The following is a 19,516-nucleotide window of genomic DNA, read 5'->3' on the forward strand; positions in this document are numbered from 1 at the left end:
AATAAAACTTTTTCAAGAATTTTTCAAGGTTGTTTCACTGTTCAGTTATCAAGGTTCTTTGTTGTTGTCTCTTGCGAAGCAACTCTGATATATTATCATATGTTTTTTCGTTTGTCAACAACTTTTTTCAAGTTTTTTAAATCTTTTTTTGATTCTTTCGAATCAGCTTTGCGGTTTTGTTTGTGCTCTGCTGTTTCCCTCAGCAGCGAGACTTATAATATCATCAGTTCTCTGGTTTGTCAACAACTTTTTTTACATTTTTTTATTTTTTTCGCACTTTTTTCGCGCAGGCCCTGCAACGCCCTATTTTATGGTGTTGCGATACTCATTTGCTGAAATACCTGTGACCTTTTTAAAGACTCTGGAAAAGTGCGCCATATCGAGAAACCCTACCTTCTCCGCCACATCGCCTACGCGAAGCGCCGGATCTGCAAGGAGCTTTTTGGCCTCCTCGATCCGGATCGTATTGAGCAGCTCCGAAAAGCTTTTGCCTGTGTGACGGTTCAGCAGCTTGCTCAGATGCCACTGGCTCACATAGGTGTTATCCGCCACATCTGTCAGCGTTACTTTGTGGCTGTAATTTTCTTTCATATACTCTAATGCCCGATTTACTGTAAAGCTTCCTGCCGCGGATTCTTTCTGCGGCAAAGCATGCCCTTCCTCTTCGGCCAGCTTTCCTCCTGTGATCCCCTTACGCTGCAGGTTGGAAACCATGACCCGCACTGCCTCCTGAAGCTCTTCCATATTGGAGGGCTTCAGGATATAGCGCGTCACCCCGAGACGTATCGCCTCCTGAGCAAGGTCGAAATCGCGATAGCCGGTCAGAAGAGACAGCTCCATATCCTCAAACTCTGATTTTAACGCGGCAGCCATTGCCAGCCCATTCATCTTTGGCATATAAATATCTGAGATCACGATGTGCGGCCGCATGCTTCGTATGACAGAAAGTCCTTCCAGTCCGTCATACGCCGCACCTGCCACCTCGCATCCGTAATCCGCCCACGGAATCATTCTGGTAAGTCCGGTCACAATGATCGGTTCGTCATCAATAATTACCACCCTGTACATTTTCGTCCCCTTACATCTCTCTTTTCGCGCCAGTCAGCCTTTGATCGCTCCCGCCGTCATTCCTTTTATTATATACTTTTGCAGGAAAACATACAAGATGATAACCGGTACTACTACGATCGTCACCGCCGAAGCCATCAGTCCGTAATTGGTCCCCTCCATTGCTGTCAGCTCCTTTAGCAGTCTTGTGATCGCCCACTGCGTCGGATAGCGCAGGAAAAATGTCTGCGTAAACAGATCGTTGTAGCTCCACAGGAAGGAGAAGATCGCCACAGTTGCGAAGGAGGGCTTCGCAACTGTGGCACTACTATTTTAAAGAAGATCTTCGGTACGCTGCAGCCCTCGATGTAAGCCGCCTCCTCAAGATCCACAGGAAGACTGCGGATATATCCCGAGAGCACGATGATGGCAAATGACAGATTCCCCGCAATCTGCGGCAGCGCACACGATATCAGAGACAGCCAGCGGTTGCTCGTATTGACGATCCCCCATGCAGCCTCCATGCGAAAGACCGGTACAATCGTAGCAAAGACCGGAAACATCATACTGCCTACGACAACCGACATCAGAAAATTCTTTCCCTTAAAGTTGTATCGGACAAGTGCAAACGAGGCAAGTCCTGCCAGAAGCATGACCACGACTGTCACCATCCCGGAGACAAGCAGACTGTTCACATAGGCGCCAAGGATCGGCACACGGTCAAATGCGCGTTTGTAGTTTGCCCAGGTAAACAGCTCGCCGACCGGAAGGGAAAAGGAATTCGCGATAATTTCATTCTTTACTTTAAAGGAATTTAACATGACCCAGATCAGCGGATAAATCGTGGAGAGCGCCCATATGATCAAAATGGCGTACACCGGGATCATCCACACATTGCTCTTCTTTTTCTTTCCCATCTTCTCACCCCTAATAATCCTTCTCTTTAAATATGCGGTTCACGATCTTCGCGGTCAGGATACCCAGAACAACGATCACCACCGCGATCGCACAGCCGTAATCGGTATTGCGCGTCTCATTCGCATGATAATACATGTACGTTCCGGTCAGCCATGTCTGATTCAGCGGCATCCCCTTCGGGAACATCGTCCACGGAAGATCAAATACCTTAAGCGCCCCCGTCACTGCCAGCACAGCACAGGTACACAGTACATTGTGCAGAAGCGGAAGTGTGATGTAACGGATCCTCTGCCAGCGGCTTGCGCCATCGATTGCGGATACCTCATACAGATCCGGGGAAATATTATTAAGCCCTGTAACGATGATGACAAAATAAAACCCGACATACTGCCACATAACAGGGAGCAGCATCGTAAACATCGCAAGTCCCCCTGATTTCCAGTCGATCAGCTTTTCCCGTCCGAACATTTCCAGGATCTGATTGATCATTCCCTTGTCATGCAGGAAGATCAGATTAAACAAAAGACCGAGTGCAGTCGCCGAAATCACGATCGGGAAGAAATAGACAACCCGGAAAAACTTTGCTCCGAATCTGATCTGGTCTACCAGAATCGCCAGCAGCAGCGCGATCCCCACCTGAAATACGATGGTCGCCGCCATCATGATCAGCGTATTTTTCAGCGCGATCGCCATATTTTTATCCTGAAACAATTTTATGTAATTTGCGTACCACGGCGTCTGAAGTCCCTTTGACTGTGCCGCCAGCCCGGAAATCTCCTGAAAGCTGTTCAGGATATTGACGATAAACGGATAATGCAGAAACACCACCATAAACGCGAATGCCGGTATCAGAAACACCGGAAGCAGCGTCTTTTTTCTGTATATATTTGCTCCCATAGGATAACCTCCCTGTTAAAATAAGACGCAAAAAGAGCTGCTGCGGACGTATGCCCTCCGGATAGACGTCCGAAGGGCACACCGGATCCTTCGCAACAGCCCTTTCCTTCTTTACTGTGCCTGATAAACTGCAAGGCCTTCTGCCACTGCATCCTCTGCCGCTACTTCTCCCGTAACGATCTGCGGCATTCCATCGAATGTAGATACTCTGCATTCTCCATTAAATACATCCTGTACTGCGCCTGTCAGAGAGGTAACGCCTGACATCATATCCATCGCCTTGAGCTGAAGAGAATTAAATGCTGCCTCATCTGCTGCCGGCGCTGCCTTCAGAGCAGATGCCGTATGCTGTGCAAACTTTGCCACCATCTCATCACTCGTCATATATTCTACAAAGCTGACTGCTGCCTCGCGTTTTGCCTCATCCTCCCATGCCGCTGTACTGATATAGTAGCCCATGGACAGACCGCCGATCAGATCGGTTGCTTTTCTCTCACCCTTTCCCGGTACATACGTCACAGTAAACTTATCCAGCTTCTCTGCGTCTAACGTAGAGGCATCCTCCGGATCAGACTGACATGCGCCCGCGATACCGCCGACCTTCCAGGAACCGTCCACCAGAAATGCTGCCTTTCCATCCATAAATGCTGCAAATGTCTCATCATCTGTTGCGGAAAGTGTATTTTCCGGGAAATATCCTGCTTCATACAGCGCCTTTATATCGTTCATACCATTGACCCATGCCGCGCCCTGTGCGTCAGATACGTCTTCCGGCACCGTCATATGATCTGTGATATTGCCATTGTTAAAGATCGAATACTCCCACCAGTAATGCGGGATGTTTCCAAGAGCCGCTGCGATCGGCGCATAGCCTGCGTCTTTGATCTTCTGACAGTCCTCAAGGAATGCGTCCCAGGTATAATCTGCTCCCGGCACCTCGACTCCCGCTGCATCGAGCACCTCTGTATTCACGAACATTGCCTCCCAGTATCCGTTTACCGGAACTGCGTATTTCGCTCCGTCCACCAAAGATGCAGCGATCAGATCATCGTTCATGTTTGATGCATACTCAGGATACTCTTTGCGGATCGTATCGATCGGCACAACCTTCCCGGCCTCGATAAAGGAGTTTGCGTCTGCTCCGTTAAAGAAAAAGAGGACATCCGGGTCTGCTCCCGTCTGAAAATCCATCTCTACCCGCGCCTTAAACGTCTCGTCAGATGTCGCCGAAGCATCGTTTACCTTATTACCGCTCTCTTCTTCCCACGCTGCTACTGCATCCTTAAAATTCTGTGCATTGCCATCCTCTCCGGCAAATGTCGTAGTGACGTTCAGCTCCACGCCCTCTGCATTTGCGGTGATCCCTGTGCCCATCATCGTGCAGGCAAGTGCTCCTGCCATTACTAAAGCTGCTCTTCTTCTCATACTGCTACCTCCCAATGTTTATAAGTTTTACTGCTTCCTTATTGCTATGTACTTAGTATGCGCCTTTTTTCCGTATTTTTGAATAACTCAATGTGCCTTTTCTTGTCTTGTTTTGTTCATCTCACCAATATTGTCATTCATCTTCCGAAGCGGCATTGTCAGAAGTGCTACAACCGTCCCTTCTGTACTCTCCCGGATCGTCAATCCGCACGGAGCTCCGTACATGATCCGAAGCCTCTGATTGACATTTGCTATCCCCAGATTTCCCGCAGGCTCTTTTTCCATACTGTCATCCCTGCCATATTCCCGGGAGAGCAGCCGGTCAATCCGCCGCTTGTCATCCTCCGAAAGCCCTCCGTTATTCACAGCCTCCAGATACAGGTATTCCCCGTCATGATACCCGGAAATCTCCACAATCCCTGTGCCATTGGGCACGACGCCATGCTCTACCGCATTTTCCACGATCGGCTGCAGGATCAGGCGCGGCACAATGTAATCCATCAGCTCTTCGCCCAGATCACAGGTTACAGTCAGGCGTTTGCCAAGCCTCTCCTTTGTAATATACAGATACGAATTCACGTACTGCATTTCCTCTGCCAGACGTACCTCCGGCCGTTTTCTGCGGTCAAGGGCCGCATCCATCATCGTAGAAAGCGCCTCTATCATATGAGATACTCTCAGATTGCCGCTCAGACGCGCCTCCCAGTTGATGATCTCCAGCGTATTATTCATAAAATGTGGATTGATATGCGACTGGAGCGCCATGATGCGCGCCTCGCGCAGGGCGATCTCCTCCTGATAAATGCGGTCAAACTGCTGCCTGAGGTGGCTTGACATCTCGTTAAACGCTTTGTTCAGATAAGCAAACTCCAGATTGCACGGTTCTGTCGTAATCTGGAAGCCAAGCTCGCCCGCCTCAATATGCGCCGCTCCGGCGCTCAGCTCCTCGACCGGACGGGCTACCTGCCGCTGGAAAACAAATACCACAAACAAAAGCAGCGGCAGAAGCAGCACCACCATGCCTCCCGTCACATACTGATAGCCATAAAACGGGAAGGGTGAGATTTCCTTTCGCAGCAGCATCACAGCAGACATCCCATAGCCGTCTCCCTTCTGCACATCTGCCACATACAGCCTGTCCCCGACCCAGCGATAGCCGTCCTTAAGCTGCTTTGCTCCATCCTTCTCATCCGGGGCAATGATGCCCTCGTCCCCCGCCAGCAGGATGCTTTCTCCATTTAATACCAGCTCCACTTTCTGTGCAGACGGGAAAGAAGAAAGGCCCGCAAAGCAATATGCCTGGTTCAGGCAAAAGACAAGCGTGCCCCGCTCGGTATATGTATGGTCAATGAGATTCCGCACCAGATACAGCCGCCCATCGCGGTAAAGAAAGCCGGACTTTGTTCCCAGCCCGCTCGCATACGCTCTGGCTGCCTCATAATCCTCACGTTCAAATTTTTTTACAAGCTGATAGGTCGCGCCTGCACGCTCATTATATATATTGTAAATGCTCTCATCCTCTCCCTGCGCAAACCAGAGAAAGGCGGCACAGATCGCATCATTTTTCTGATATTTGGACACCAGATACTGGTTGTACTCCTTCTCCGCCGCCACTTTCGTTATCTCCCCGCTGCGGTAACGGTCATTCGCCGCCAGCAGATCACCGTCATACGATGCCTCTCTCGAATCGGCGATCGCCGTATTCAGATGGGAAATACAGATACCGTTATTTACTTCCAGCTGCCTGCGGAAATTTTCTGCCGTCATATCGCTGTGATTGCTCGCAATGTAAAAACCGAGCACCCCGATCAAAAAGGAAAAGGGAATCAGCCAGCAGACCAGTAAAATTCCCATCATCGTCCATTTCATCGAGTGCTGTCTCATTCCCTTTTTCGTTTTCATGCCTTTGTCTCCTTTAACCTGTTGTTTTACTCATCAATTCCCAGAAAATGAAAGAAATCTCTGCAGTACTGCTGCGCTGTTTCCTCATCCTCCATCTCTCCAAATACACGCAAAAGCGGCTCTGTCCCTGAAAAGCGGGCGATCACCCAGCCGCCATCCTTAAAGTACACCTTGCAGCCGTCCAGATATGATACGCGCTCGATCGGCCGTGCAAATGCCGGCAGAAGTTTATCTTCATACAGGAGCTTTTTGAGCTCTTCCCTGCGCTCTGACGGAAAGCTTCTGGAGAGCTCCGCCACATGGCAGCGTCCGTACTGCTGTTCAATCTCCTTCATCAGCTCAGAGAGCTTCTTTCCTGTCACTGCGATCATCTCTACCAGAAGGGAAGCCGCATAGATCCCGTCCTTGCCATTAATGTGGCCGCGCACTGTCATACCTCCGGAGGATTCTCCTCCGATGATCGCCCCCGTCTGCGTCATCTTTGCGGAGATATATTTGAACCCCACCGGGACCTCATAGCATTTCTCACCAAAAGATTCTGCAATGCGGTCAAGCAGATGCGTAGTCGCAACGTTGCGCACTGCGGGTCCGTGCCATCCCTTATACTTCAGCAGATAGTAATACAAAAGCACAAGAATATCATTTGCATGCAGATATTTTCCTGTATCATCGACCACGCCCAGGCGGTCTGCATCTCCATCGGTCGCGATACCCAGATCGCAGTCCATCTCTGTCACGTATTTACACAGCTCAGTCAGGGACTCCCGGCTGGGAGCCGGCATCCTGCGCCCGAACAGCGTATCATGCGTCTCATGGATCAGATCGATCTCACAGCGCGCGGTGGAAAGTATCGTCTTTATCGCCGTCTGGCTCACCCCATACATCGGATCAAGCACCACATGGAGCCCGCGGTCGCGGATCGCTTTCATGTCGATCTTGTCAATAATATTGTCCAGATACTCATTCAGCGGATTAAATTCCTCCACCAGTCCGGATGCCTTTGCCTTTTCATACTCGATCCAGCGGATCTCCTCCTGCTTTACGCTCCTTGCGTACGCTTCAATCTCCTGTGTCTGTTCTGCGCTCGCATCACGGCCGCCGTACGTAAATACCTTAAAGCCATTATAGATCGCCGGATTATGACTCGCTGTCACCATCATCCCATAGGGAAGCTTATGCTTTTCCACATAAAACATGACAAGCGGCGTCGGTGACGAACGATTCACAAACAGACACCGGATCCCCTCTGCGACAAAGACCTCGCACGCCCACTTTACCGCCTCCTTAGACAGGAATCTCCGGTCATAACCGATCACGATCCCCTGATCCTCTACACCTTCCCGCTTCATTTTCATAGACATTGCCTTTGCCAGAAGCTGGATATTCTGCCTCGTAAATCCATCTCCGATCACTGCGCGCCAGCCGCCCGTTCCAAACTCTATCATCTGCGCCTTCCTTTCTGTGCCGTCCCGGCACCTGATGCCCTTCCCATTGTTCTGTTATCCCATGATCACACGGACCTCATGCCTGGTCCCCGCTGCAAACGGCAGGATCCGGTCTGTCTTTTCGCCGTCCACGTACAGCTCCCGGACTCCCTTTGACACCCCGTGCGGATTCTCCACATGGATCTGGTATCTTGCGCCGCGCCACGTCCTGTCAACATCAAATTCCGTCCAGTCCTTCGGAATGCAGGGATCTACAAGGAGCTCCTCCAGCTGCGGACGGATGCCCAGCATATAGCGCGTAGCGGAAAAATATGCCCATCCGCCGCTTCCTGTCATAAACGGATGTCTCGCTCTGCCGTAGGCGCTGTGCTCCCTGCCCATGATAAACTGGCAATACGAATACGGTTCCGCCTGACGGATCTCAATCCTGTCATTTTGCCGGCTCGGACACAGCGCCCGGTAAAACTCCATCGCCCGGTCTCCGCGTCCGAGACAGCATTCTGCCGCCCATGCCCACGGATTTGGATGACTGAAGATCGCCCCATTCTCCTTTACTCCGGGGTAAACGCGCGTCACAAAGCCCACCTCTTCATCCGGCTTCGTGTAGGAGGGCCCGTTCAGCATGATGCCGTATGGTGTGTAAAGATATTTGTACACACTGTCCATCGCACGCTCCCCCTGCTCCTGCGTGGCTGCCCCGGAAAGGACTGCCCATGCATTGGATTCCAGATGGATCTTCCCCTCCTGATCCTGCTTTGTCCCTATCCGGCGTCCGCTCTTTGTAATGCCGCGGATGAACCAGTCCTCATCCAGCAGCTCCGTCTGGCAGACCTTGATAATATTCTCACGCATTTCTGAATATTTTTCAATGTCTTTCTGATTTTTCTGCAATTTTGCAGCGTCCAGAAAATGTCCGAGCGCCCATACATGCAAAAAGGAGACGAGCGCGCTTTCTCCTCCGCCGAGGTTCAGACAGTCGTTCCAGTCTGCACGCAGCCCCAGACAGATACCGTGCGCGCCGATCTGCCGTGCCGAAAAGTCCAGGATCCTTTTCATATGCTCATATACCGTACCGCCCTTTGGCGCGCCATCCGGCTTCAGGCTGTCATCTGCATAGCCAAGCACCTCATCGAGGAACTGTGTTTCTCCCGTTTCCCGTATGTACTCCATGACCGCCGGGATCAGCCACAGCGCATCATCGGAGCACGTATCCTTCAGTCCGTGGATCCGGTCTTGCGCCGAAGGAGTCGGGACCACAGTAGGAGAGGCAAATGGCTTTTGCTCTTCCTGCGGTTCAAACCACGCAGGATCAAAAAGATGCAGCCCATATCCCTGTGATACGAGTCCCTGCAGCAGCTGTACAATACGCATCCGGCATTTTTCCGGATTTGAATGCGGGATCGTCATGGCGTCCTGAGCCGTGTCACGGTATCCCAGGCCTGTTCTGCCTCCCACCTCGATAAACGAGGCAAAGCGCGAAAACATAATATTAATCTCCGACTGATACAGATTCCACGTATTCAGCATCAGGTTCATATCCGGATCGGGCGTATGCACCTGAAGCCGTGAAAATTTTTCCTCCCAGAAGGCGGCAAGCGCATCCGCCGCCCGGTCCACCTGTGCCGGATCACTGTATTTTTTACGGATCGGAAGAGCAGCCGCGCGATTCCCTTCTCCCAGCATAAAGAGCAGACGCACCTCTTCCCCCGGCGCAAGACGCAGCCTTTTGTGCAGAGCCCCGCAGTGATTACCGCCCTTTTCAAAAGAGCCGCCAAGTATGCCCCGCTCTACTCCGATCGGATCACGCTCTGTCCGGTATCCGCCAATAAAGGTATCGCGCAGACAGTCAAAGCTGTCCGGCTCAAAGCTCGCAGTAAAATACTGATAGCCAAACTCCTCATAAAACAGATCGTATTCGATGACGCCATCTTCATAAGAAGAACCGGACGCATACAGACTCATCTGAAAATTCTGATTGTCCATGTCAATATGATGGAAAGAAAATTCACAGTAAGAAAATACGCTCAGATCACGCACCTCTTCACTGTCATTTCTGATCGTGACATCCCACAGCTCAACTGCATCCCCAAGCGGGATCAAAATCCTCTCGGACGCGCTGATCCCCCTGTAGCCGCACTCGTATACCGAGTAGGACATCCCGTGCCTGCACCTGTAGCGCGCTTTCTCAAGCGGCTTTCCGACCGGCTGCCACGAAATGCTCCAGTAATCTCCGTCTGCATCATCTCTTATGTAAACGTAATGTCCCGGTCCATCCATCGGCACACCGTTTGGCCGGAAGCGGGTGATGCGGTGATACTGCGGAGACTTATAAAACACATAGCCTCCGGCAGTATGGTTCATTACTGCGCACATATCCTCCACTCCGATATAATTAGTCCATGATACCGGAATGTCTACCCGATCAATACAGTATTCCCGGTTTTTTTTATCAAAAAATCCATATTTCATGAAAAACCCTCCCTTTTCTTGTACACTGACGCTATAATTTTCTTATTTAAGTATAAAAAAACAGACAGTTTCATACAACTGTCTGTTTTGTCAATATTTGCTTTTTACTGTTCATGCATCCGGGCCATCCGCATCAGATGGATTTCCCGTTTACTCTGTCCGCGACAGAAGGATGCGGTCATTATCCAAAGCCTTCCCGGCCCCTGCGCTGAACTTTTCAAGCAGGCCGTCCACAGTAAGACCCTGGCGCTCCTGTCCGGAAATATCAAGAACAATCCTCCCCGCATCCATCATCAGCGTACGGTTGCCAAGTTCCAGCGCGGACTGCATATTGTGCGTGATCATCAGGCAGGCAAGCTGCTCCTCCTCCACGATCCGCTTCGTCAGCGCAAGCACCTTCCTGGCCGTCGCCGGATCGAGCGCCGCCGTATGCTCATCGAGCAGCAGGATCTTGGGCGGTACGAGCGTAGCCATCAAAAGCGTGAGCGCCTGTCGCTGGCCTCCGGAAAGAAGCCCTACCGGCTGCTTCATCCGGTCCTCCAGCCCCATGTCAAGCAGTGCGAGCCGCTCCCGGAAGAGCTGTCTTTCTTTATTCGTGATCCTGGAAAATACAGAATTTTTCCTTTTTGCAGCGCGCAGGTATGCCAGAGCAAGGTTTTCCTCTATCGTCATATGTGGCGCAGTCCCTCTCATAGGATCCTGAAAGAGCCGGCCGATCTGTACCGCTCTGCGGTACTCCGGCACATACGTAATATCACTGCCGTCCAGAAAGATACTGCCCTCATCGACATAAAAGCTGCCGCAGATACAGTTAAAGAGAGTAGACTTTCCGGCTCCGTTGCTTCCAATAATAGTAGCAAAATCACCGTTCTCTACCGTCAGGCTCACTGCGTCGAGCGCGACCTTCTCATTTACCGTTCCTTCATTAAATACTTTTCTGATATTCTTCAGCATCAGCATACGCCGCGCCCTCCTTTCCTGGCCGCAGCCGCTGCTCTGCGCTTTTTCTGAAACGATATCTGACGTTTCAGATACGGAGACGCAATCGCGACAGCTACGATCACTGCCGAAACAAGCTTCAGACATTCTGCCGGGATATGCAGCCGCAGTGCGATCGCGATTGCAAAACGGTACAGGCAGCTTCCCAGGATCACCCCCGCGATCCTGCGTCCCATACTCTGCTTTCCGACCAGTGTCTCGCCAATGATCAGGCTGGCAAGCGCGATCGTAACCATACCGGTACCAAGATTAATATCACACGTTTTCTGATACTGGCCGATCAGGCAGCCGGACAGAGCTGTCAGAGAACCGGAGATACACAGGCCTACTGTGATCGTAAAGCCCGGATTGATGCTGGATGCGCGCACCATGTCGGCATTATCCCCTGTCGCCCGGATAGAAAGACCAATGCGGGTACGGAGAAACCATGCGATGATCAGACACACGAGCACAACAATGATCACTGAAACGATCAGCTTATACCACGTACTTCCAAAAATATCCTTGCAAAGGCTGTACACCGTATCGCTTTTAAAGATCGACAGATTTGAGGAAAAGCCCATCACCGCAAGGTTGACGGTATAAAGCCCTGTATTTACAATAATCCCCGCAAGGATCGGCTCTACGCCCAGCTTTGTCTGAAGCGCAGACATGATGTAGCCGGAACAGACGCCTGCAGCCATCGCGGCAAACAGCGCCAGCACCGGATGTCCCATGATCGCCACCTGCGCCCCTACCGCGCAGCCAAGCGTAAAGCATCCGTCTGTAGACAGATCTGCAATATTGAGTATCGAATAGCTGATAAACAGCGCCAGCGCCACCAGTGCATAGATAAAGCCAAGCTCCAAGGCACTGGTCACAACTGGAAGTGATAAAATTGATCCCATGGTTCCGTTCCCCTTTAACTTATTCGAATTCCTCTGCTGTAACAGTCTCTACAACTGCCGTGCACAGCCCTTCAAAGCTGCTGTAATCGATCCCAAGCGCCTCTGCCGTCTCCGTATTGACTGTAGCGATCCCGTTATCAAAGGTCTGGATCGGCGTCTTTGCCGGATCAGCGCCCTGGAGCACCTCCACGATCATATCTGCCGTAGCTGTTCCGAGATTTGCATAGTCGACTCCATACCCACAGAACGCACCGTTTAATGCAAAGGAGTCTGCCCCTGTATAATGCGGGATACCTGCATCAATAAACTTTTCATAGATCCCCAGCTCTGCTGTCATGACCGTATTGTCTGTCGGTGTAAATACTGCGTCCACACCGGCTGCCACAAGAGCATCCGCTGCCTGTGCGACCTCTGTATTATTCGTTCCTGTCTTTTCTACATATTTAATGCCCTTTTCATCAAGGTATGCCTTCGCATCTTCGATCGGCTGTTTGGAGGAATCTTCCGACTGGCTGTAAAGAAGCCCTACTGACTTTACCTCAGGATCTGCTGCAAGCATCAGATCCAGGATCGCATTCGTATTGAGCGCGTCGCTTGTACCGGTGATATTTGCTCCCGGCTCCTCCATACTCTCTGCCAGGCCTGCGCCTACCGGATCCGATACAGCAGAAAATACGACCGGAATATCTGCGTCCTCTGTCGCAGCCTGAACGATCTGGGCTGCCGGCGTCGCGATCGGTACGATCACGTCCACCTCGTCTGAAATGAGCTGCGCTGCGATCTGCCCAAGCGTTGTCGCATCTGCCTGTCCATTAAACACGTACCCGTCATAAATAAACTGATCCTCTCCCTCTGCAGACTTTGCGTCGAGCTGCGCTTCGATCGCCGCCTCGATCTGATTCAGAGAAGCGTCATCCACAAACTGGATGATCCCTACTTTATATTCTTTTGCCATTGCTGTGCCCGCAAACATAGCGGCTGCCATCATCGATACTGCTGTAGCTGTTAATACCTTTCTCATCATAATCTTGTTCTCCTTTTCCTTTTTGCGGGACGCACCCGGTGATCCGTTGTTGCAAAGGAGGAACCGGAATTCGTGGATATACGACTGTTCTCTTCGCCGTGCTGCAAGCAGCCTGGCTGACCTTCGATTTTGCCGCTTTTTCGCCGTGCTGCAAGCTCGATTCCGCTTCGCTTCTTCTCGCTCGCGGGCATTCGCCCTATAAAATCATCACCTGACAGCCCCGGCTGCAAGCAGCCTGGCTGTCAGTTTCTGATTTTGCACGGCTCATTGCTTTCGCGAAAAAAAAGTCTCAGATATATAATATTGTATTATATATCTGAGACGGTAATAAGTTCTTATTATCGCGGTACCACTCACTTTGACGTAATGTCCACTTTCGCATGTACTATCATACACTCCTGATTGATAACGGGTTCGGTTCCCGGCGAGTCCTACTGAAGTATGTTCAGACTGCCCTCAAAAGTCCATTCAGCAAACTGTGCCGTACTGCAATCCCACCACCTGCAGCTCTCTGTGACCTCACGATGTGTGCCTACTATTCTTTCTCATCGGTTTCTTCCTTTGTTGTGGTAAAGTGTAACACTGAAAAACACGTTTGTCAATCCTTTTCTTTTATTTCTGGACCTATTTCTGGAGATACTTATACAAACATCGCTGCTGTGCGGACTACGATCTGTAAAAACAGATTGGAATCATACAGGCTGCTCAGTGCCTGGCTGCTCTGTACCATATCCATCAGCTGCATGCCCCACTGTGTCGCAGACATCATGGACAGGATCAGGAAAAACAGCCACAGAAAGAACAATGCCTGTATGCAGCCGAGCAGCAGCCCGAGCAGCCGGTTCACGCCGCCGATCAGGGGGATATGAGCCAGGATGTCGAGTGCGGTGATCGCTACATGCAAAAGTATCTGGACCAGGATCACGGCCGACACAAATGCGATCACGTTGAGGATCATCGTAGCGATAAAATGGATCAGATAATCCTGAAAGCTTGAGACACCAAGACTGCTGTAGCCTTCATCGTTATTATAATTGAGCAGCAGCTCCCGAAGCGCCTCCGGGATCGGAAGATGCTCAATAAGCTCGGTCTGCTCGATCTTTGTCATTTCTCCTGTCGGCGCGCCATCTCCGCCGCCGAAATACTGCTGCACATACTGCTCTATATACTTCTCTTTGTATTCCTCGAGCTGCTCGTCGCTAAGCGCATCCACAATCGAGCTGTCATACCCATACTGCTCCATCAACGCCTTGATCTCTTCTCTTCCCATGTCGCGGTAGGAATCTGCCGCCCCGGCGTCCTTATTCTCCTGCGATCCGCCTTCAAAGCTTCCTGCAGTGAGCACACCGCTCAGATTTTCTGTCACAACCTCGCGGCACTGCTTTACGATGTACTCATATACCGGCGTATCTGTCTTCAGAAATTCTGTCATATATGGAAGAAACACAGAGACTAAAACAATAGAAACGACAAGCGACAGCATCGACGCCAGCTTGCGTACAAATCCTCTGCGCCATCCGGCAAGAGCAAAGCCTGCGATCAGAATCAGTACCGCAATCTCAAGTATATTCATAATCTCCTCCTGTCATCAAAATCAACTGATCCGTATCCGGTCAAAGCTGTCATCTGTGATCACCAGATATTTCCGGAATTCAGAAAAATAGAAAATATCCTCAATATCTTTTTCATAACCACAGGAAAAACGGTGTACGCCGGATGTAGTAAATATCTCGCAGTTTCTTGCGCTGTACATCAGGATCTGTCCATTTTGCATCTTTATCTGCTCAAACTCCGCATTGATATTTTTTGACGCTTTCTTGCGCCCCCGGTAGTTATACATTTCCATCCGGTACGCAAAACCCTCTTCCTCACTTCCAAAGAGAAAGCCGATCGCCTCGTCATCATGGAAAGTGCCGAGGATCTCTGTATCAAAGGTCACCTCTTCCGTCTGCTTTGGCTTATCTGCACCCTTAAATACCTTAAAGCCATTGTCTGCTACTGCCACTGCTCTTTCATTATCTGTAAAATAAACCTCCGGTATCACAGTCTGTGTATAGCTCTGCGTTCCTGCCACATGATCATTGTCAGCCTGTCCGGCGGAGCCGAAATGATAAAATACCACGCTGCTGCTCATATTCCCCTCTGTAATGCTCAGATAAGACACCATGAGCTTCTGACCGTCCGGTGACAGATCAATATCCAGCGGATATCCGGATTCTGTCATAGTCGCTTTTACATCTGCGATCGAAGTCCCGTCTGCCTGATACAGGCTGATCCAGGTGACATTCTCCTCCTGCAAAACTACTGCTACGACTCCCTGTCTGGACACACGCACCTTGATGATCGGGAGCAGCGTCTCAAAGCTTCCCACCAGACCGTCCTTATTTACAACGTAGACCTGATTCCCCTGCTGTTCTGCAACCGCCATCGTATCCCCGCACATATCAGCGATCGGTGCCTGCATATTGTAGGTGATGCTCCATTTCAGTTCATTCTCCCTGGTCACGCACGAAATGCCGTCGGAGTTATACCGGTACAGATTCTTTCCGGCTGCCTGATACTGCGATCCAGAAGCAGTCTCTATTTTGTGCGACTGTGCGATAATATAATCATCAAACATGTGAAAATGGTTGTACAGCACAAAGCCGCCCACGATCGCTGCCGCCAGAACGGCCAGCGCTGCTCTCCTGCGAAAAACCCACCTGCGGTTATGCGCCAGCCGTTCTTCCAGATCATCTTCCGGCAATTCCTCCTGGAATATACTGCCGGAAGACAGCGACTCTTCCTCGATCTGTATTTCATCCTCCAGATCCGCGTCATCTTCCAGCTTTAAAAACTGAAGCTTTTCCTCAAGCTTCTCCGCTACCGCTTTCCATCTGCCTTTTTTCATCTTTTATCCCTGTCTTTAACGTTTGCCTAGTCCTTTTTGTTCCCTGTTTTCTGCTTTTGCATACTCTGATATTAGAGATTTCTTTCCTGTGTATCATACCAGAAAGCAGCCTCAAACGCAACTGCTACAATGGAAACCCGCATGACAGCCAGTCGCTTTGGAGCCATTACGGCAGCACGATCTTCTGCCCCGGCATGATTGTATTCGCGTCAGAAATACCGTTTGCCTCGCAGATTTCAGCTACCCGCAGAATGCTGCCGTAATACTGCTGGCTGATGCCGGCCAGCGTATCTCCCGGACGGATCACATACGAAGCCTGCATACTGCGCGCAGATGCCTCCTGCGCCGCCTCCATTCCTGTCACATTACTGCTGTCGGCAGGCTGTGTACCCTGTCCCATACGGTCTGTTCCTTCCTGTACTGCACTCTGCCCGGCCTCTCCTGTCTCCTCCGGCACTGCACCCTGTCCTGCGCTGTCTGTTCCCTCTGATACTGCATTCTGCCCTGCACTGTCTGTTCCCTCTGATACTGTATTCTGCTCTGCGCCGCCTGCTTCCTCCAATACTGTATTCTGCTCTGCGCCGCCTGCTTCCTCTACTGCTGCATTCTGTCCTGCACCGCCTGCTTCCTCCAATACTGCACTCTGCCCTGCGCCGCCTGCTTCCTCTACTGCTGCATTCTGTCCTGCGCCGCCTGCTTCCTCTACTGCTGCATTCTGTCCTGCGCTGCCTGTTTCCTCTATTGCTGCATTCTGCCCTGCATCTCCTGTCGCCTCATCCCTGCCCCAAAAAGCATCGGAACCTTCCAGTCCGGCGTTCTCCTGTACAGCTGCTGTTCCTGTCGGCAGAGCCTCCTGCTCCTCGCCTTCCTCCTGTATGGCATTTCCTGATGATTCTGTTTCCACGTTCCTCCCAGCATCCCCGGCCTGCTGCTCTGCCAGCATCCGCTCTCTGTTATATATGAGATCCCACTGCTCCTGTGATATAGTCCCGTCTGTGCCTGTCATATTTCCGACGCTTCGTATTTCCTCCATACGGTTCACTACGATCGCGCCTATCACCAGCACAGTCACTACAAAAAACGAGCTTGCCAGTTTTAATACGCTGCCCTTTTTCTGTTCTCCCTTCTCCCGGATTTTTTCCCGGAAGCTTTTCATCGCTGTCTCCGGCCGGCTCTCCTTCTCAACAGTCGCATCCCTGAAAATATCAGACAGGTACTCCTGCATTTTCCGGTTTTGCTCATAAAATACAAAATAGCCGCCGACTCTCCGGTACTCTCCACACAGTTTCCGGTACAGTGTCTCCTCCTGCTCCTGCAGATGATAGATGATCTGCTGTGTCTCAGGAAGGATCTGCGCAAGCTTCTCAAGCTCTTCGGGACGGTATCTTCCTATGACGCAGCAGCCCTGTACATCCCATCCGGGAAAATACTCGATTCTTGCTCTGTGGATCTGCTCCTTCAGGGAGACAACCGCCTCTTTATCTGTTTTTTCTTCCTGTTTTCGTTCTCCGTCTGTCTTTTTATCTGTCTCTTTCTGATCTTCTTTAATCGTTCCTGTATCTGAAACGTTTTCCCCGCTCTCTTCTTTTTGCTGCACTTCTTTTTGCTGCACTCTTTTTATCTGCTCTTTTGTATCAGAGCTGTTTTCTGTCTGCTCCCGGGGTACCTCGACAATCCCCCTTATAAAAACAAAAAGTCCTTCCTGTGTCTCATGGCGTTCCCCGAGAAGAATGCCGACACTTCCCTGCTCCTCCTGCTGTTCCTTTTTCCGGATATACGTCATCACGTAATCCTCCATATAAATCCGCTCTTCTCCCCGTATGTCTCCTATCTGACGTATGTTCTTCGGCAATACCATGTCTTTGCCCATACTGCACTCACTCCTTTTCCCATATTCCCATAACCTTACCATATACTTTATGCAGAATTTGGTGATTTCTGGACAAAAACAAAATTTTTTTCAGACGTGGAAAAAACAGAACCGGTATATTTCTGACCGGAACTGGATACAATGAAAAAAACAATCCAGCCGGAGGTCCTGCCATGATAACAGCTTATCCTGCCCCATGCTTTCCCACATCTGTCCATACATCCCGTATTGGTGCTTCGGACAACCCTGATGTACTGAGTCCCCTCCGTCTGCGCGCACTCCTGCGCGATGTATCCCGCGCAGCCTCCCCTGTAAGATACCGCCACATGCCCCCGGTCATCCTGTGCATCGGTACAGACCGGATCATCGGAGACTGCCTTGGTCCGCTTGCAGGCAGCATGATAAAAAAGGCTGCCGGAGAGCATCTTCCGGTATACGGGACACTGGAGCATACCGTCCACGCATTAAACCTGTCAGCGATCAGTCAGGAGATTAAAAAAAAGCACCACGGTCAGATCATGATCGCCGTTGATGCCTCTCTTGGTTCTTATGAACATATTGGTTCTGTTTTTGTGCGTCCCGGCTGTCTCAGGCCGGGCGCAGGAGTCCGCAAAAAACTCCCCGGAGTCGGTGATATCGCTATCACAGGAATCGCAAACGGAGAAAGCAGCAGTCCATATCTCGATCTGCAGACCGCGCGTCTGTCAACCATCTCACGCATGGCAGAGATGATCTGCGACTGTATCCTGGACGCGTGCTTCTGATCCCGAACCAGCCGCAGCTTTTACAGATCCACGCGTCCCTCTAGTGCGCGCAGCAGTGTCACCTCGTCAATGTATTCCAGATCGCCGCCTACCGGCACACCGCTCGCGATCCGGCTGACTCTGATCCCGGTCGGCTTGATCAGCTTGCTGATATACATTGCGGTCGTCTCGCCTTCCAGACTGGAATTTGTCGCAATGATCACTTCTTCCACATCCCCCTGCAGACGCTGCATCAGCTCTTTTAGCCTGATATCCCCCGGACCAATGCCGAGCATGGGAGAGATCGCCCCATGAAGTACGTGATAGACGCCTTCGTATTTCCCTGTCTTTTCATAGGCCGCCAGATCCCGGGTGCTCTCCACCACCATGATCGTCTTTTTATCGCGGTTGGGGTTGCTGCAGATCGGGCATTTTTCCTGATCTGTCAGCGTATAGCACTCGTTGCAGTAACGGATATTTTCCCGCGCATCTGTGATCGCGCCTGTCAGCTGCGCTACCTGCTCCTTTGGCATATGCACAATATGAAATGCCAGGCGCTGTGCGGATTTTCCGCCAATGCCCGGCAATGCAGAAAGCTGTTCGATCAGCTTTGACATCTGACTTCCGTAATAATCCATCAGAATCCAAAGCCTCCCAGCCCTCCGGTCAGCTTCGACATCGCAGACGCCGCAGCCTCCTCTACCTGACGCAGCGCCTCATTGGTCGCTGCCACGATCAGATCCTCCAGCATCTCAATATCATCCGGATCTACTACTTCCTCAGCCAGCTTTACCTTTTTGACCTCTTTTTTCCCGGAGATCGTCACCTCTACTGCCCCGCCGCCTGCTGCTGCTGTAAATTCCTTTTCTTCAAGAGCCTTCTGGTTCTCCTCCATCTGCTTTTGCATTTTCTGCGCCTGCTTCATCAGGTTATTCATGTTGCCCGGCATACCTCCCGGAAATCCTCCACGCTTTGCCATAATTTTTCCTCCATCTTTTCC

The 19,516-nt window shown here is 51.0% G+C and carries 17 protein-coding genes and 1 other annotated feature; of the genes, 1 reads left to right on the forward strand and 16 read right to left on the reverse strand.

The features are described from left to right. Positions 1 to 303 precede the first annotated feature (303 nt). The 14 genes from QOX44_RS03570 to QOX44_RS03630 all read right to left on the reverse strand — a co-directional run bounded on the left by QOX44_RS03570 (position 304) and on the right by QOX44_RS03630 (position 17,773). On the reverse strand, positions 304 to 1,068 hold the full coding sequence (locus tag QOX44_RS03570) for a response regulator transcription factor (RefSeq protein ID WP_283681313.1): 765 nt from the start codon (positions 1,066 to 1,068) through the stop codon (positions 304 to 306). Positions 1,069 to 1,101: 33 nt separating this feature from the next. Beyond that, complete coding sequence (locus QOX44_RS18055) at positions 1,102 to 1,230, reverse strand: hypothetical protein (RefSeq protein WP_331488307.1); 129 nt, start codon at positions 1,228 to 1,230, stop codon at positions 1,102 to 1,104. A 14-nt stretch (positions 1,231 to 1,244) separates the two neighbouring features. Beyond that, positions 1,245 to 1,964 carry a carbohydrate ABC transporter permease gene (locus tag QOX44_RS03575; RefSeq protein ID WP_331488308.1) on the reverse strand — a complete coding sequence of 240 codons (720 nt, stop codon included), beginning with the start codon at positions 1,962 to 1,964 and terminating at the stop codon, positions 1,245 to 1,247. A gap of 10 nt (positions 1,965 to 1,974) precedes the next feature. Beyond that, the gene (locus QOX44_RS03580) at positions 1,975 to 2,862 is read right to left on the reverse strand and encodes a carbohydrate ABC transporter permease (RefSeq protein ID WP_283681314.1); all 888 of its coding nucleotides are present in this window, start codon (positions 2,860 to 2,862) and stop codon (positions 1,975 to 1,977) included. Between the two features lie 111 nt (positions 2,863 to 2,973). Beyond that, a complete protein-coding gene (locus tag QOX44_RS03585) occupies positions 2,974 to 4,287 on the reverse strand; it encodes an ABC transporter substrate-binding protein (protein ID WP_283681316.1) in 1,314 nt (437 codons plus the stop codon). Positions 4,288 to 4,374: 87 nt separating this feature from the next. Then, positions 4,375 to 6,189 (reverse strand): sensor histidine kinase, encoded by a 1,815-nt coding sequence (locus QOX44_RS03590; RefSeq protein ID WP_283681317.1) that lies wholly within the window; start codon positions 6,187 to 6,189, stop codon positions 4,375 to 4,377. A 26-nt stretch (positions 6,190 to 6,215) separates the two neighbouring features. After that, entirely contained in the window at positions 6,216 to 7,634 is a 1,419-nt protein-coding gene (locus QOX44_RS03595; RefSeq protein WP_283681318.1) for a phosphoglucomutase/phosphomannomutase family protein, read from the reverse strand. A 54-nt stretch (positions 7,635 to 7,688) separates the two neighbouring features. Further along, entirely contained in the window at positions 7,689 to 10,103 is a 2,415-nt protein-coding gene (locus tag QOX44_RS03600) for a GH36-type glycosyl hydrolase domain-containing protein (protein WP_283681319.1), read from the reverse strand. 150 nt (positions 10,104 to 10,253) lie between these two features. Further along, positions 10,254 to 11,063 carry an ABC transporter ATP-binding protein gene (locus QOX44_RS03605; RefSeq protein WP_283681320.1) on the reverse strand — a complete coding sequence of 270 codons (810 nt, stop codon included), beginning with the start codon at positions 11,061 to 11,063 and terminating at the stop codon, positions 10,254 to 10,256. Next, positions 11,057 to 11,989: an ABC transporter permease gene (locus QOX44_RS03610; RefSeq protein ID WP_283681322.1), complete on the reverse strand. Its 933-nt coding sequence runs from the start codon at positions 11,987 to 11,989 to the stop codon at positions 11,057 to 11,059. Before QOX44_RS03610 ends, QOX44_RS03605 begins: the two co-directional genes overlap by 7 nt. Before the next feature lie 19 nt (positions 11,990 to 12,008). Continuing rightward, positions 12,009 to 13,010: an ABC transporter substrate-binding protein gene (locus tag QOX44_RS03615; protein WP_283681599.1), complete on the reverse strand. Its 1,002-nt coding sequence runs from the start codon at positions 13,008 to 13,010 to the stop codon at positions 12,009 to 12,011. Between the two features lie 317 nt (positions 13,011 to 13,327). Next, positions 13,328 to 13,571: a binding site (T-box leader), on the reverse strand. A gap of 82 nt (positions 13,572 to 13,653) precedes the next feature. Next, positions 13,654 to 14,586 (reverse strand): CvpA family protein, encoded by a 933-nt coding sequence (locus QOX44_RS03620; protein WP_283681323.1) that lies wholly within the window; start codon positions 14,584 to 14,586, stop codon positions 13,654 to 13,656. Between the two features lie 21 nt (positions 14,587 to 14,607). Then, a complete protein-coding gene (locus QOX44_RS03625) occupies positions 14,608 to 15,903 on the reverse strand; it encodes a DUF5711 family protein (protein ID WP_283681324.1) in 1,296 nt (431 codons plus the stop codon). Between the two features lie 166 nt (positions 15,904 to 16,069). After that, a complete protein-coding gene (locus QOX44_RS03630) occupies positions 16,070 to 17,773 on the reverse strand; it encodes a LysM peptidoglycan-binding domain-containing protein (protein ID WP_283681325.1) in 1,704 nt (567 codons plus the stop codon). A 173-nt stretch (positions 17,774 to 17,946) separates the two neighbouring features. Here QOX44_RS03630 and yyaC point away from each other — a divergent pair, with 173 nt between their 5' ends. Then, entirely contained in the window at positions 17,947 to 18,537 is a 591-nt protein-coding gene (gene yyaC, locus QOX44_RS03635; protein ID WP_283681326.1) for a spore protease YyaC, read from the forward strand. A 20-nt stretch (positions 18,538 to 18,557) separates the two neighbouring features. Here the strand turns inward: yyaC and recR are convergent, their stop codons facing one another. Beyond that, positions 18,558 to 19,154, reverse strand: a complete 597-nt coding sequence (gene recR / locus QOX44_RS03640) for a recombination mediator RecR (RefSeq protein WP_283681327.1) — start codon at positions 19,152 to 19,154, stop codon at positions 18,558 to 18,560. Continuing rightward, positions 19,154 to 19,495, reverse strand: a complete 342-nt coding sequence (locus QOX44_RS03645; protein ID WP_283681328.1) for a YbaB/EbfC family nucleoid-associated protein — start codon at positions 19,493 to 19,495, stop codon at positions 19,154 to 19,156. The genes recR and QOX44_RS03645 overlap by 1 nt, the downstream gene beginning before the upstream one ends. Positions 19,496 to 19,516: the final 21 nt, after the last annotated feature.

Source organism: Parablautia sp. Marseille-Q6255 (genome assembly GCF_951230155.1).
Classification (GTDB): Bacteria; Bacillota; Clostridia; order Lachnospirales; family Lachnospiraceae; genus Choladousia.

What these genes read in the sequence shown, in the direction of transcription:
- QOX44_RS03575 (WP_331488308.1), bottom strand. Translation starts at nt 1,964, where the DNA reads ATGGGAAAGAAAAAGAAGAGCAATGTGTGGATGATCCCGGTGTACGCC.
- QOX44_RS03590 (WP_283681317.1), bottom strand. Translation starts at nt 6,189, where the DNA reads ATGAAAACGAAAAAGGGAATGAGACAGCACTCGATGAAATGGACGATG.
- QOX44_RS18055 (WP_331488307.1), bottom strand. Translation starts at nt 1,230, where the DNA reads ATGGAGGGGACCAATTACGGACTGATGGCTTCGGCGGTGACGATCGTA.
- QOX44_RS03595 (WP_283681318.1), bottom strand. Translation starts at nt 7,634, where the DNA reads ATGATAGAGTTTGGAACGGGCGGCTGGCGCGCAGTGATCGGAGATGGA.
- QOX44_RS03605 (WP_283681320.1), bottom strand. Translation starts at nt 11,063, where the DNA reads ATGCTGATGCTGAAGAATATCAGAAAAGTATTTAATGAAGGAACGGTA.
- QOX44_RS03585 (WP_283681316.1), bottom strand. Translation starts at nt 4,287, where the DNA reads ATGAGAAGAAGAGCAGCTTTAGTAATGGCAGGAGCACTTGCCTGCACG.
- QOX44_RS03630 (WP_283681325.1), bottom strand. Translation starts at nt 17,773, where the DNA reads ATGGGCAAAGACATGGTATTGCCGAAGAACATACGTCAGATAGGAGAC.
- QOX44_RS03610 (WP_283681322.1), bottom strand. Translation starts at nt 11,989, where the DNA reads ATGGGATCAATTTTATCACTTCCAGTTGTGACCAGTGCCTTGGAGCTT.
- recR (WP_283681327.1), bottom strand. Translation starts at nt 19,154, where the DNA reads ATGGATTATTACGGAAGTCAGATGTCAAAGCTGATCGAACAGCTTTCT.
- QOX44_RS03625 (WP_283681324.1), bottom strand. Translation starts at nt 15,903, where the DNA reads ATGAAAAAAGGCAGATGGAAAGCGGTAGCGGAGAAGCTTGAGGAAAAG.
- QOX44_RS03645 (WP_283681328.1), bottom strand. Translation starts at nt 19,495, where the DNA reads ATGGCAAAGCGTGGAGGATTTCCGGGAGGTATGCCGGGCAACATGAAT.
- yyaC (WP_283681326.1), top strand. Translation starts at nt 17,947, where the DNA reads ATGATAACAGCTTATCCTGCCCCATGCTTTCCCACATCTGTCCATACA.
- QOX44_RS03600 (WP_283681319.1), bottom strand. Translation starts at nt 10,103, where the DNA reads ATGAAATATGGATTTTTTGATAAAAAAAACCGGGAATACTGTATTGAT.
- QOX44_RS03615 (WP_283681599.1), bottom strand. Translation starts at nt 13,010, where the DNA reads ATGAGAAAGGTATTAACAGCTACAGCAGTATCGATGATGGCAGCCGCT.
- QOX44_RS03570 (WP_283681313.1), bottom strand. Translation starts at nt 1,068, where the DNA reads ATGTACAGGGTGGTAATTATTGATGACGAACCGATCATTGTGACCGGA.
- QOX44_RS03620 (WP_283681323.1), bottom strand. Translation starts at nt 14,586, where the DNA reads ATGAATATACTTGAGATTGCGGTACTGATTCTGATCGCAGGCTTTGCT.
- QOX44_RS03580 (WP_283681314.1), bottom strand. Translation starts at nt 2,862, where the DNA reads ATGGGAGCAAATATATACAGAAAAAAGACGCTGCTTCCGGTGTTTCTG.